The following is a 12,575-nucleotide window of genomic DNA, read 5'->3' as shown; positions in this document are numbered from 1 at the left end:
CCGTCTTCCGCGGGTGAACTCTGCGGGCTAGAGGCGCTGCCATAGCGCCGGTACGTTCGGCGGCTCCCATCCGGGGAGTGTGGTGTGCGCCTGGAGGCACTTGTACGACAGCCCGGCGTAGGTGACCAGCGCGCCCACCGCGTACGCGACATTCGGCGCCCAGGTGCCACCCGGCGAGGTCACCGTCGGGGTCGGCGTGGGCGTCGGGGTGGGCGTCGGGGTGGGGGTCGGGGTGGGCGTGGGGGTCGGGTTCCCGCCGCCGCCGCCGAACCTCAGGTCGACGCAGGCGTAGAAGGCGTTGGACGTGTCGGCGATGTTCCAGATCGCCAGGACCTTCTGCCGGCCGCTGTAGCCGGCGAAGTTCACGGTGTGGGAGACCGTCGCCGGTGGCTGGGCGCCTCCGTCGTTGAACGAGGCGACCCGGGTGTTGCCGATGAAGTACTCCCAGGTGCTGGTGGAGTGCCTGGCGGTGAGTGTCCACCTGAAGGTCACCGAGTTGCCGACCGAGGTGACCGGCCAGGGCTTGGACTCGTCGCTGAGCTGGGCGAACCGCGCGTTGTTGCCGTGGCAGTTACGCAGCCCCTTCGGCCCTTCCACGCTCTGCGGCTCGTAGATGATGTCGCCGCAGTTGGGCACCTGGCCCTGCGCGCAGAACGCCTGACGGCTGGGCGGGGAGTTGATGTAGCCGTGCGCCAGGGCCGGCTGGGCGACGAAGACCGTGGTGGCGATCGAGATCACCACCACGGTGACCAACGTGAGCGTCCTTCTCATGGAGCGGCTCCTTTACATGGGGGGATAATCCGAATGTAAAGGAAACTTTATTAACGGTAAATGGCCCTTGACTGTTCTTGACTGGCAGTCAGCGCGTCAGGATGAAGTCCTGCGGATCGCGGGGCGGACGGTCCCGGGGCGGGGCCGCCGCGTGGCCCACCGCGACGCAGCCCATGGGGTCCCACGACTCCGGCAGGTCGAGCACCTCACGCACCACCGGGCGGCAGAACATCGTGGACGACACCCACGCCGAGCCGAGTCCCTCGACGGCCAGCTGGATGAGGAAGTTCTCGACGCCCGCGCCCGTCGCCACGATGAACATCTCACGCTCGGAGGCGTTGCGCCGCTCGTCACGGTAGGTGTGGGAGCCCTCCATCACCAGGCACGGCACGACCAGGTAGGGGGCGTTGCGCAGCACGTCGCCGCGCCTGACCCGTTTGGTGATCGACTCCTCGGTGAACCCGTCGGCCCGCAGGTCGGCGATCCAGGCGTCGCGCATGGCGTCGAGCAGCTTCACCTTCGTCTGCGCCGACTCGACGAGCACGAACCGCCACGGGGTCGTGTGGTGCGGCGCTGGCGCGGCGATGCCGGCCGCCACCGCCCGGCGTACGGCAGCGGAGTCCACGGGCTCGGCGGAGAACTCCCTGATCGTACGGCGGGCGAACACCACATCACGCGAGCCGTAGCGGAACATGTCCTCGTCGGCAGGCCGGACCAGCGCCCGGACGCCCGGCCCGTCCTCCTCGGTCACCAGGTGGGACAGGCCGCGCACGACGGCCACGGGCACGCCCGCGAGCTTGCCCTTGACCAGCTCGGCGGCGGCGGCGATCTCGTCGATCAGGGCGGTCACCGTGGCGTTGAGCGGATTGCCGTGGGTGTCGGCGCCGCCGCGCAGGTCTTCGAGCGGGGTCACGCCGGCGGCGCCGATCGCCACGTCGGTCAGGCCGTGGCGCCACGGGCGGCCGAACGTGTCGGAGACGATCACGCCCACCCGCGCGCGGGCCGCCAGGGCCGCCCGGATGCGCTGGGCGGAGGCGTCGGAGTCCTCGGGGAGCAGCAGGACCGTGCCGGGGGCGGTGTTGGAGGCGTCGACCCCGGCGGCGGCCATGACGAAGCCGTGGCGGGTCTGGGAGATGACGGTGTCACCGCGCCTGGCCACCACGCGCTCGGTCTCTTCGGCGATGGCGGCCAGGCGGTCGGGGGCCTGGCGGACGCGCCCCTCGGCTTTGCTCACGATCTTGGAGGTGATGACGAGGATGTCGCCGTCGCGCAGGTCGGCGCCACCGAGCAGGGCCGCGATGTCGTCACCGGGCCGCACCTCACCGATGCCCTGAACCCCGAACACCTCGACCCGACCGGACAGACCGCCGCCCGGACTCGCCGGACTCGCTACGTCGGTGGGCTCGGTCGGGGTGGTGGGGTCGGTCGGGGTGGTGGGCACGGTCGGGGTGGTGGGCTCCGTCGGACTCATGGGGGTCATCGGGCGAGCTCCAGGGCCAGATCGAGGGTGGCGCGGGCGATGTCGGCCGCCGCGTCGGCGTCGTGCATGATCAGCGGTCGTGCCTCCACCCTGACCCCGTCGAGAGCGACGCCGGAGTCCTCCTCGGCGACCAGCCAGCCGTCGATCAGCTCCGCGCCGTAGAGGTCCAGCACCGCCTGGGCGCTGGTCTCGACGCCGATCGCGGTCAGGCAGGCGTCGGCCATGCCGCGCACCGGCGCCCCACCGATGATGGGCGAGACGCCCACCACGGTCTTGGCCAGCAGCGCGTCACGGATGCCCGGCACCTGAAGGATCGTGCCGATGCTCACCACCGGGTTGGACGGCGGCAGGATCACCACGTCGGCCTCCGCGATGGCCTCCAGCACGCCCGGGGCCGGCTTGGCGGTCTCGACCCCGACCAGCGCGATCGACTCGGCGGGGATGGCGGCGCGCAGGCGTACCCACCACTCCTGGAAGTGGATGGCCCGCCGCCCGCGCTCGTCGGAGACCACGACGTGCGTCTCGCAGCGGTCGTCGCTCATCGGCAGCAGGCGCACGCCCGGCTGCCAGCGCGCGCACAGCGCCTCGGTGATCTGGGAGAGCGGGTAGCCGGCCTCCAGCATCTGCGACCGGACGATGTGCGTGGCGAAGTCGCGGTCGCCCAGCCCGAACCACTGCGGCTCTACCCCGTAGGCCGCCAGCTCCTCCTTGACGGCATGGGACTCCTTGGCGCGGCCCCAGCCCTGCTCCTCGTCGATGCCGCCGCCCAGGGTGTACATGACGGTGTCGAGGTCGGGGCAGACGCGCAGGCCGAACAGGGTGATGTCGTCGCCGGTGTTGCCGATGACGGTGATCTGGGCGTCGGGGGCCGTCGCCCGCAGGCCACGCAGGAAGCGGGCGCCGCCGATGCCGCCGGCGAGGGACACGATGTGCATGCGGACCAGTCTCGCACCGGCCACCGACACACCTGTCTCGGGAGGCAGCTTTACAACGCTTCGGTCTCCGAAAAACCAGCAAAACACGCTTAATGTGGACGTCTGGCACGTAAGAGGTTGCTTGGACATCCGTCGTCGAAGTCAGCGATGTGGCAAACTCCCTTCGGGCCAAAGGGTCCGATGGGGGTACTTGTGAGCAAACTTGACGTCGCCCGGCTGAGGGAGCCGGCCGCCTGGCTCATGCTCGCCGGGGGCGGACTGAACATCCTCGTGGCCATCGGCAAGGTCCTGGTCAGCTCTTCGGGCTCCGTGGTCGCCGACCTGTCCTTCGCGGACCGTGCCTTCAGCAACTTCGCGAACTTCACCAGCCCCGTCACCACGGCGCTGCTCCTCGGCTCGGTGGTGCTGCTCACCAAGGTCGGCACACCGTCGTCCCAGGCCAAGCCGGTCGCGTTCGGCGCGGCGGCCATGCTCGCCATCGCCACCCTGTTCGGCGCGATCACGCTGATCCTCGGGCTCTTCGCGGGCAGCGGCGCGCGGTTGACGGCGGAGTTCGTGATCAGGGGCGTGCCGGTGCTCGCGCTGACGGCCATCGCGCTGGTCTACCTGCTCCCACAGGTCCTGCCCGACCGCCCCGCCGTCCAGCCCCAGCAGGGGTACGGCCAGCAGTTCCCCAACGCCCCTTACGGTCAGCAACCCCCCAGTCAGCAGCCGTACGGCCAGCAGCCCCCCAGCCAGCAGCAGCCGTACGGTCAGCAGCCCCCCAGCCAGCAATCCCCCAGCTATGGCGGCCAGCCTGAGCAGCCGGGATACGGCCAGCAGCCGCCGAGTCATGGCGGTCAGCCTGAGCAGCCCGCCTATGCCCAGCAGCCGCCGAGTTACGGTGGCGCGCCCGAGCCGCCGGGTTATGGCCAGCAGCCGCCCAGTTACGGCGGCCAGCCTGAGCAGCCGGGTTATGGGCAGCAGCCGCCCAGTTATGGTGGTCCGGCGGCGGCGGAGCAGGCCGGTCAGGCCGGTTATGCCCAGCAGCCGCCCAGCTTCGGCGGCCAGCCGGACGGCTTCGGAGGTCCGGTGGAGCAGCCGGGCTACGGTCAACAGCCGCCGAGTCATGGCGGTCAGCCTGAGCAGCCCGCCTATGCCCAGCAGCCGCCGAGTTATGGTGGCGCGCCCGAGCAGCCCGCTTATGGCCAGCAGCCGCCCAGTTACGGTGGCCAGCCCGAGCAGCCCCCCTACGCCCCGGAGCCGGCCTCGACCCCCCCGCCGGTCACCGTCGCATTCCCCGCCACGACCGACCGCGACCAGAACCACGGCCAGCCGGACCAGGGCTTCCCCCAGCCCCAGCCGGGCTTCGGCCAGACGGACCCGAGCTTCCCCACGCCTCAGCCCCAGCCCGGCTTCGGCCAGACGGACCCGAGCTTCCCCACACCCCAGCCCGGCTTCGGTCAGACGAACCCGAGCTTCCCCACGCCCGACGGCGGCCACCAGCCGAAGCCCGAGTACCAGCCCGCCCCCTACGTCCCCGCGGACAGTCAGCCGAGCGCCTTCTCGCAGCCGTACAACACGCCGGCCAGCCAGGCGATCCCGTACAACACGCCGGACAACCAGCTGATCCCGTACAGCACGCCGGACAACCAGCCGACTCCGTACGTCCCCGCAGACAGCCAGCCCAACGCCCACGCTCCCACGGACAGCCAGGCGAACGGCTACCAGACGGTCGACAGCCAGCCCAGCCCCTTCGCGCCCCTCGACAACCAGCCGAACCCATGGGCGCCCGCCGACCAGGCCCAACCCCCGGCGCAGACTCCGCCCCCGGCCCAGCCGCAGCCCCAGTTCGGCCAGCAGCCTTTCGGGCAGAACGCTTTCGACCAGCCGCAGGCCCCGCCCCAAGGCCAGCCCTTCACCGGCTTCTCGGGCCACGAGTACGCCACCCCAGCCGCCTACCAGGAGCCCGACCCGCCGGTGGACCCGCGTTCCCAGCAACTCCTGGACGCCTACCAGCAGGCCGAGACGTACCAGCACTCGTCGGCCGGCGCCGCCTCCGACCTGCGTGTTCCCGACTACGCGAGCCAGCAGCAGGCCAGGCCGTACGACGACCCCTTCGGCCACCCGCAGCACCAGCAGCCGGGCTACCCGACGCAGCCCCCCGCCCATCAGGCCCCCGCCCATCAGGCCCCCGCCCATCAGGCCCCCGCCCATCAGGCCCCCGCCCATCAGGCCCCGGCCCATCAGGCCCCTTACGAGCCGCCCCAGGCCCAGTACGAGCCCCAGCCGGGCCAGTACGAGCCGCAGCCCTACCAGCCGCACCACCAGTCGCAGCCCCAGGCGGCCGGCTGGGGCGATCACCCGGCGGAGTCCACCGTCCGGCTCGACCAGTCGATGTTCCGCGGTGACGCGCTGGGCGGCGACGCGCCCCGGCAGGGAGACGACCCGATCGACCCCACGGCCATATACAGCCCCAACGAGCCACGCAGGTAAGAGACCGTTAAAGCACGGCTAGAGAGAAGGTGGGCCACGGGCGGGAGTCTCTCCCGCCCTGGTACGGTTCCGACCACTGCCAGACGTTGCAACGCACCAGGCCAACGCCATGGATACGGGGCCAAGGCCGGGGTGCGAACATCACATGCCATGCACACCGGGGCGAGATCTGGTCTTTCCCCGGATAGCGGCATGCCGCTTGACTCCACGTACGGCACACGCGTGTAATTACAACCATGTTGTTACGCCTTCCTGTGGGTGGGTAGTAAGGAAGGCGTTCCATGGGGGGCTCCATTGCGGGCGGGCGGCAGGGAGGTGTGCAGTGACCGATCTGGTCATCGCACAGGATGAGCTTGACGCTGAAGAACTCGGCTGGCAGGAGCGCGCGCTGTGCGCTCAGACGGATCCGGAGGCGTTCTTCCCGGAGAAAGGCGGCTCCACCCGAGAGGCCAAGAAGGTCTGCCGATCGTGCGAAGTACGTGCGGAGTGCCTTGAGTACGCACTCGAACACGATGAGCGGTTCGGCATCTGGGGTGGGCTGTCCGAGCGGGAGCGCAGACGGATCAAGCGAGAGGCCGTTTAGGGATATAAGGGTTCGCGATGTAAATAGAGGAGAAGGGGTTGCACGGGCTGCCGTGTGACCCCTTTTCGCGCATGGAGGAGCGGGCTGCTGATCACCGAACAGCCGCTGGCACCCGCCCGAACCTGGACCCCGCTCCCGAAGCTGACGGACATGTCATCCGTCGTGCTTCCCCGATAGGCGTCGCGTCAAGCCACATCTGCTGGACGTCAGGGGTGACCGTCATGCCGAACCGGTCGCGCCCGGGCTTGCCCCAGCTCACCCAGCGGAAGTAGGCCTCGGTGACCTCCTCCCACAGGGGCCGTTGGCCTACCTGGTAGACCTCGTACTCCTTTGTGTTGGGTCGCCACGCCACGGTCGCCCAGGAGTACGCCTCGTCGGGGTCGGATACCCACATCCGGTACAGCTCCCCGTCCTCGTCCGGTTCCGCGCTGCCGCTCGAGGTCAGGCCCGTCAGCGACGAGATGGCGAGGTCCGCTCCGGACGGAGCGTAGGCGATCGTGCGGGGGTCCACGCGCGTGGTGTAGCGGTGTTTGTCCTCTGGGCCACGAGCCGGGCGGTCCGCGACGGGACGCTGGGAGCGCATCATCATGTACGAGGCGAAGCCGAGGAAGCGGCCGTACGCGGTGCCGTCCGGGGCGACGACGAGCCGCAGGGCGTGGTTGTCGCCGAACCCGGGACAGTAGGGCAGCACGATCTCCCCGCCAGGACGGCACTGCTCCACCCACGTGTACGGCACGGTGCGGATCCCGCAGGTGACGTGAACCCGATCGAACGGCGCGCGCTCCGGGCAGCCGGCCGCGCCGTCGCCGACGATCAGGTGCGGGTGCACGCCGGCCGCGCTCAGGTTCTTGGCGGCCTGTTCCGCCACCACGGGGTCGACGTCGATCGAGGTCACGTTCTCCTCGCCGACGAGATGGGACAGCAGGGCAGCGGTCCAGCCGGTGCCCGTGCCGATCTCCAGCACCCGGCGGCCTGGCACGGTGTCCAGGATCTGGAGCAGGTCGGCGACGGTGCTCGGCGCCGAGGCCGAGGAGGAGTAGCTGCCCACCTTGTCCCTGATGTCGGTGGCCCCGTCGTCGAGCTGGGTGACGATGGAGTGGGGCGAGTAGACCGCGTCCCACCAGGTGTCCGGGTCGGCGTCGCGGTCGATGATGTACGCGCTGTCGGGGGTGGTCGGCACGGGCAGCGCGACCGAAGGGATGAACAGATGGCGGGGCACCGCGCGGATCGCCTCTTTGACGCGTGGCCCGATGTCGTCGAACTCGTCGAGGTGCTCGATCAGGCGTTCAACCCCCTGCGCTGGGTCGTTCACTACTTCTTTCCGTCCTTCGAGTCGGCGCTGTGCGAGCCGTTGGAGGTCTTGTTCTGGTCCTTGTTGGAGCCGGCTTCTCGGCTTGCGGCGGATTTCGGATCGAGGGCCTCGGCCTTCGGGCTGTCGGGCTTCTCGTGCCTGCCCATGGATGCTCTCCCTCACATCGCGTGAACACTCACGGTAATCGTATGGCTACTCTCTGCAACTAGACAAGGGTTGCCAAACCTTGGGCCGCCGCGCCGGATCCGGCCGTCAGCGGCGGTCGTCGTAGCCCGGGTCGACGGTCTCGGGAGACAGGCCGAGGAGCGTGGCCACCTGCTCGACCACGGTGTCGTGCACCAGCGCCCCCAGCGTGTCGCGGTCGCGGGCGCGGGCCTCGAGCGGCCGCCGGTAGATGACGACGGCGGCCGGGTCCTGGCCGCGCGCGACGTCGGCGCGGCCGAACGGGATCGGTTCGGAGCCGAGCCGGGGCCCGTCGCCGAGCTCGCTCAGCGGCGGCACCTCCTCGACCGCGAACTCCACCGCCGCCAGCTGCTTGCCCCACTGCGGCCGGAGCCGGTCGACCGCGTCGAGCACGAGGTCGTCGAACCGCTCGCTGCGTGATCTGGCGATCGGCACGTGAGAGGGCGCGAGGGGGCCACGCATGCCGCGACCGTGCCGGTCACGCCGTCTGGGGCCACGCCGTTGGTTCACACGGCAAGTGTACGGGGAGGCGGCTTCGGGGCAGTTGGGGAGAAAGGCTGCGACAGGTGTCCGAATTGTGGCGACACGCTCGTTAAGAGCGCTCAGATAGTGGCGCCTCGCACTCTTACCAGATACGGTCCCTCCGTGAGCCCCGTCCGCCGCTGTTCCCGCACCGCTTGCAGCCAGCCTGCAGTCTTCACGCTCACGTACGTATACGCCGACTCGACCGCTGTTCTCGGCCCTCTGGCGACGTACGCCGAGCCACACTGTTACGACCTGTGCGCCGAACACGCCGAGCGGCTGACCGCTCCCCGCGGCTGGGAAGTGGTGCGGCTGCCCACGGACGGCACGTCGCCCAGCTCCGACGACCTCGAGGCGCTGGCCAACGCCGTCAGGGAGGCCGCCAGACCCACGCCCTCCGGCGGGGGTGAGCCGGTCGGCCAAGGGGTCGAGGTCGGGCGCAGGGGGCACCTGCGCGTTCTTCGGTCCGCCCAGCAACATCGCGACCGGTAGGCTCGTTCGTACACGTGACGACCTAGGGGCGGAGCTGGAGAGTGGGCGACCTCGCCAAGATCTTCAAGGCGTACGACGTTCGCGGCGTGGTGCCTGACGAGTTCGACGAGCCGACCGCCGAGGCCGTGGGGGCGGCCTTCGTCGAGGTGACCGGGGCGCGGTCGGTCGTGGTCGCGCATGACATGCGGGAGTCCTCCGGGCCGCTGTCCGCCGCGTTCGTGCGCGGCGCGCGCTCGCGCGGCGCCGACGTGGTGCACGCCGGGCTGGGCTCCACCGATCTGCTCTACTACGCCAGCGGCAGCCTCGGGCTGCCCGGCGTGATGTTCACCGCCAGCCACAACCCGGCCCGCTACAACGGCATGAAGATGTGCCGCGCGGGCGCGGTGCCGATCGGCGGCGACAGCGGCCTCACCGAGATCCGCGACCGCGCGGCCGAACTGCTCGGCAGCGGCCTCACCGAGATCCGCGACGGCGCCGCCGAGCTGCTCGGCGCCGGGCTCACCGAGCCGCGCGGCGACACCGCCGAGCCGGCCGGTTCGCTGATCGAGGCCGGTTCGCTGATCGAGAAGGACCTGCTGCAGGGTTACGCCGACCACCTGCGCAAGCTGGTCGACCTGTCGAGCGTCCGGCCGCTGAAGGTCGTCGCCGACGCGGGCAACGGCATGGGCGGTCACACCGTTCCCGCCGTCTTCGAGGGCCTGCCGATCGAGCTGATCCCGCTCTACTTCGAGCTCGACGGCTCCTTCCCCAACCACGAGGCCAACCCGCTGGAGCCGGCCAACCTGCGCGATCTGCAGCGAGCCGTCCGCGAGACGGGCGCCGACCTCGGACTGGCCTTCGACGGCGACGCCGACCGGTGCTGGGTGATCGACGAGCGCGGCGAGTCCGTCTCGCCCTCCGCGGTCACTGCACTGGTGGCCGTACGCGAGCTGGGCAAATACCCGGGCGCGACGATCATCCACAACCTGATCACGTCGGTGGGAGTGCCGGAGATCGTCCGCGAGCACGGCGGCGAGCCGGTGCGCACCCGCGTAGGGCACTCCTTCATCAAGGCCGAGATGGCCCGCACGGGCGCGGTCTTCGGCGGCGAGCACTCCGCCCACTACTACTTCCGCGACTTCTGGTTCGCCGACTCCGGCATGCTCGCGGCGATGCACGTGCTGGCCGCGCTCGGCGAGCAGGACCGCCCGCTGTCGGAGCTGATCGGCGCCTATGCGCGCTACCACGCCTCGGGCGAGATCAACAGCACGGTCGCCGACCAGGACGCGGCCCTCCGGTCCGTACGAGAGGCGTTCGGCTCCCGGGGCACCGTCGACGAGCTCGACGGGCTCACCGTGACCGGCTCCGACTGGTGGTTCAACCTGCGCGCCTCCAACACCGAGCCGCTGCTGCGGCTCAACGCCGAGGCGGCTGACGAGAGCAAGATGACGGCGATACGGGACGAGGTCCTCGCCATGGTTAGAGGGGTGTCAGTGTGAAGATCGACGACTGGCTGCTGGAGATTCTGGCCTGCCCGGCGTGCAAGTCACCGCTGCGCGCGGAGAGCGAGACCGAGGAGCTGGTCTGCACGGGTTGTGGCTTGATCTACCCGGTCAGGGATGACATTCCCGTCCTGCTCGTCGACGAGGCCAGGAAGCCGTGACCTGGGAGCCCGAGCGGCTCGATGACCAGCACCATCTCACTGAGGGCGACCCGGGCGGCATGCTGGTGGCGGTGGCGGCCTCGGCCGCCCAGGTCCGCATCGCCTACCGAGCCGCGGTCGAGGCGGGTGTCGACCGGCTGACCTCTCGGGTGCGGCCGCGCGCGGTCGTGGTCGTGGGCATGGGCGGCTCCGCGATCGCGGGCGACGTCCTGGCCGCGGTCTGCGGCAACGGCGCCCCGATGCCGATCATGGTCCTGCGTTCCCACCAGCTGCCCGGCTGGGTGGGCGCCACCGATCTGGTCATCGCGGTGTCGTGCTCGGGCAGCACCGAGGAGACGCTGTCCGCGGCCATGGAGGCCGTGCGGCGCGGCTGCTCGCTGCTCGCGGTCGGCAGCGCGGACTCACCCCTGGAGGCGATCGCCAGGCAGGCGTCCGCCGTCTACGTGGCGGTGCCCGCGACCGGGCAGGCTCGCGCCAACGTCTGGCTGCTGACGATCCCGCTGATCGTGTCGGCCGCCTCGCTGGGCCTGGTCAAGGCCGACGAGGAGCTCTACGAGCGGGTGGCCAGGACGCTGGAGGACATCGCGCACCGGTGCCGCCCGTCCAGCGAGTCGTTCGTCAACCCGGGTAAGACGCTGGCCATGGAGCTGGCCGAGAGCGTGCCGATGATCTGGGGCTCATCCTCCGTCACCGCGGTCGCCGGCTACCGGCTGGCCTGTCAGCTCAACACCAATGCCAAATACCCGGCGATCTACGGCGAGCTGCCCGAGGCCGGCCACAACCAGGTGGCCGCCTTCGACGGGCCGATGGCCGAGCGCGACATCTTCGCCGACGCCGCCAGCCACACGCTCAGACTCGTGATGCTGCGCGACGTCGAGGAGGACCCGCGGGTGGCGCGGTGCCGCGAGGCGACCGTACGCCTGGCCAACGACCGCGACGTGCCCGTCACCGAGCTGTCCGCCGAAGGCACGCATCCGCTGGAGCGGATCGCCTCGCTGATCGGCCTGGGCGACTACGCGACCACCTATCTGGCTCTCGGATATGGCGTCGATCCGACCCCTGTGTCGGCGATCACGGAGCTCAAGGCCAGAATTTCGCAATAGGATCCCTCTTCGGGCCTTAAACGACATGATCATGATGAGTGGAGTTCTCCGGTGAGCGCGAGTGGCGGTAACAAAGCGATCATTGCGGCGTTGAGCGCCAACCTGGCGATCGCCGTGGCGAAGTTCGTCGCCGCGTTCTTCACCGGGTCGTCCTCGATGCTCGCCGAAGGCATCCACTCCGTCGCCGACTCGGGCAACCAGCTGCTGTTGCTGCTCGGCGGCAAGCGGGCGCAGCGCGAGCGGGACAAGGCGCATCCTTTCGGATACGGGCGCGAGCGCTATTTCTACGCGTTCGTGGTGGCCGTGGTGCTGTTCACGATCGGTGCGGCGTTCTCGCTCTACGAGGGCGTCACCAAGATCCTGACCCCGCACCACGTGGAGTCGCCGATCTGGGCGTTCGCGGTGCTGATCTTCGCGATCATCGCGGAGGGTTTCTCGTTCCGTACGGCGATCAGGGAGTCCAACCCGCTGCGCGGCAGTCAGTCGTGGGTCACCTTCATCCGCCGGTCCAAGTCGCCCGAGCTGCCGGTCATCCTGCTGGAGGACCTCGGCGCGCTGCTCGGCCTGATCTTCGCGCTGTTCGGCGTGGCGATGGCGGTCATCACGGGCGACGGCGTGTGGGACGGAGTCGGCACGTTGATGATCGGCGTGCTGCTGGCCGTGATCGCGGTCGTGCTGGCCATCGAGACCAAGTCGCTGCTGGTCGGTGAGGGGGCATCCGCTGAGATGGAGGCTCAGATCCGGACCGCCCTGGAGGGCACGCCGGCGGTCGACCGGGTGATCCACATGCGCACGATGCACCTCGGGCCGGAGGAACTGCTGGTGGCCGCCAAGATCGCGGTCTCGCACGACGACTCGGCCTCCGAGGTCGCCAGGGGGATCGACGAGGCCGAGCGGCGGATTCGCCAGGCCGTACCGATCGCCCGGGTCATCTACCTGGAGCCGGACCTCGACCGCTCGCACACGACCGCCTGACAGGCCTGTCCCGCACTCGCGCACGCCGACCGCCTGACAGGCCTCTCCCCGTCCTCTCCCGCCCCGAAGGGCGCCTGGCATGTCCTGGCGCGCGCTTGCGCG

Annotated in this window: 13 protein-coding genes; 7 read left to right on the top strand and 6 right to left on the bottom strand. The window is 70.2% G+C overall.

What is annotated here, in order from left to right:
• Positions 1 to 27: 27 nt before the first annotated feature.
• The 3 genes from AB0H88_RS24060 to cofD form a co-directional block, all read right to left on the bottom strand.
• On the bottom strand, positions 28 to 771 hold the full coding sequence (locus AB0H88_RS24060; RefSeq protein ID WP_357647915.1) for a lytic polysaccharide monooxygenase: 744 nt from the start codon (positions 769 to 771) through the stop codon (positions 28 to 30).
• Between the two features lie 88 nt (positions 772 to 859).
• Positions 860 to 2,134 (bottom strand): coenzyme F420-0:L-glutamate ligase, encoded by a 1,275-nt coding sequence (locus AB0H88_RS24055; protein WP_357648040.1) that lies wholly within the window; start codon positions 2,132 to 2,134, stop codon positions 860 to 862.
• A gap of 113 nt (positions 2,135 to 2,247) precedes the next feature.
• Positions 2,248 to 3,186 (bottom strand): 2-phospho-L-lactate transferase, encoded by a 939-nt coding sequence (gene cofD / locus AB0H88_RS24050; protein ID WP_357647913.1) that lies wholly within the window; start codon positions 3,184 to 3,186, stop codon positions 2,248 to 2,250.
• A gap of 192 nt (positions 3,187 to 3,378) precedes the next feature.
• Here cofD and AB0H88_RS24045 point away from each other — a divergent pair, with 192 nt between their 5' ends.
• Positions 3,379 to 5,661, top strand: a complete 2,283-nt coding sequence (locus AB0H88_RS24045) for a hypothetical protein (RefSeq protein WP_357647911.1) — start codon at positions 3,379 to 3,381, stop codon at positions 5,659 to 5,661.
• A gap of 322 nt (positions 5,662 to 5,983) precedes the next feature.
• Positions 5,984 to 6,244: a WhiB family transcriptional regulator gene (locus AB0H88_RS24040; RefSeq protein WP_214633495.1), complete on the top strand. Its 261-nt coding sequence runs from the start codon at positions 5,984 to 5,986 to the stop codon at positions 6,242 to 6,244.
• A 91-nt stretch (positions 6,245 to 6,335) separates the two neighbouring features.
• Here the strand turns inward: AB0H88_RS24040 and AB0H88_RS24035 are convergent, their stop codons facing one another.
• The 3 genes from AB0H88_RS24035 to AB0H88_RS24025 all read right to left on the bottom strand — a co-directional run bounded on the left by AB0H88_RS24035 (position 6,336) and on the right by AB0H88_RS24025 (position 8,201).
• Complete coding sequence (locus tag AB0H88_RS24035) at positions 6,336 to 7,556, bottom strand: methyltransferase domain-containing protein (protein WP_357647909.1); 1,221 nt, start codon at positions 7,554 to 7,556, stop codon at positions 6,336 to 6,338.
• Positions 7,556 to 7,702 carry a hypothetical protein gene (locus AB0H88_RS24030; RefSeq protein WP_357647907.1) on the bottom strand — a complete coding sequence of 49 codons (147 nt, stop codon included), beginning with the start codon at positions 7,700 to 7,702 and terminating at the stop codon, positions 7,556 to 7,558. The genes AB0H88_RS24035 and AB0H88_RS24030 overlap by 1 nt, the downstream gene beginning before the upstream one ends.
• Before the next feature lie 106 nt (positions 7,703 to 7,808).
• A complete protein-coding gene (locus AB0H88_RS24025; RefSeq protein WP_357647905.1) occupies positions 7,809 to 8,201 on the bottom strand; it encodes a metallopeptidase family protein in 393 nt (130 codons plus the stop codon).
• Positions 8,202 to 8,384: 183 nt separating this feature from the next.
• Here AB0H88_RS24025 and AB0H88_RS24020 point away from each other — a divergent pair, with 183 nt between their 5' ends.
• From AB0H88_RS24020 to AB0H88_RS24000, 5 genes are read left to right on the top strand one after another with little or no spacing between them, the layout of a single operon-like run.
• Positions 8,385 to 8,753, top strand: a complete 369-nt coding sequence (locus tag AB0H88_RS24020; protein WP_225295960.1) for a DUF3499 domain-containing protein — start codon at positions 8,385 to 8,387, stop codon at positions 8,751 to 8,753.
• A 41-nt stretch (positions 8,754 to 8,794) separates the two neighbouring features.
• Positions 8,795 to 10,231, top strand: coding sequence for a phosphomannomutase/phosphoglucomutase (locus AB0H88_RS24015; RefSeq protein ID WP_357647902.1), 1,437 nt, complete (start codon positions 8,795 to 8,797; stop codon positions 10,229 to 10,231).
• Positions 10,228 to 10,395, top strand: coding sequence for a Trm112 family protein (locus AB0H88_RS24010; RefSeq protein ID WP_214633501.1), 168 nt, complete (start codon positions 10,228 to 10,230; stop codon positions 10,393 to 10,395). The genes AB0H88_RS24015 and AB0H88_RS24010 overlap by 4 nt, the downstream gene beginning before the upstream one ends.
• Positions 10,392 to 11,498 carry an SIS domain-containing protein gene (locus tag AB0H88_RS24005; RefSeq protein ID WP_357647900.1) on the top strand — a complete coding sequence of 369 codons (1,107 nt, stop codon included), beginning with the start codon at positions 10,392 to 10,394 and terminating at the stop codon, positions 11,496 to 11,498. The genes AB0H88_RS24010 and AB0H88_RS24005 overlap by 4 nt, the downstream gene beginning before the upstream one ends.
• A gap of 51 nt (positions 11,499 to 11,549) precedes the next feature.
• The gene (locus AB0H88_RS24000) at positions 11,550 to 12,473 is read left to right on the top strand and encodes a cation diffusion facilitator family transporter (protein ID WP_357647898.1); all 924 of its coding nucleotides are present in this window, start codon (positions 11,550 to 11,552) and stop codon (positions 12,471 to 12,473) included.
• Positions 12,474 to 12,575 lie beyond the last annotated feature (102 nt).

It is taken from the genome of Nonomuraea sp. NPDC050680 (genome assembly GCF_040654555.1).
In the GTDB taxonomy this organism is placed as follows: domain Bacteria; phylum Actinomycetota; class Actinomycetes; order Streptosporangiales; family Streptosporangiaceae; genus Nonomuraea.
The sequence above is the reverse complement of the archived record's forward strand: the minus strand, read 5'-3'. Positions and strand labels throughout refer to the sequence as shown.

Bases quoted from the DNA above. Each gene is read 5' to 3' on its own strand.
- AB0H88_RS24060 (WP_357647915.1), bottom strand. From the start codon at position 771: ATGAGAAGGACGCTCACGTTGGTCACCGTGGTGGTGATCTCGATCGCC.
- cofD (WP_357647913.1), bottom strand. From the start codon at position 3,186: ATGCACATCGTGTCCCTCGCCGGCGGCATCGGCGGCGCCCGCTTCCTG.
- AB0H88_RS24030 (WP_357647907.1), bottom strand. From the start codon at position 7,702: ATGGGCAGGCACGAGAAGCCCGACAGCCCGAAGGCCGAGGCCCTCGAT.
- AB0H88_RS24025 (WP_357647905.1), bottom strand. From the start codon at position 8,201: ATGCGTGGCCCCCTCGCGCCCTCTCACGTGCCGATCGCCAGATCACGC.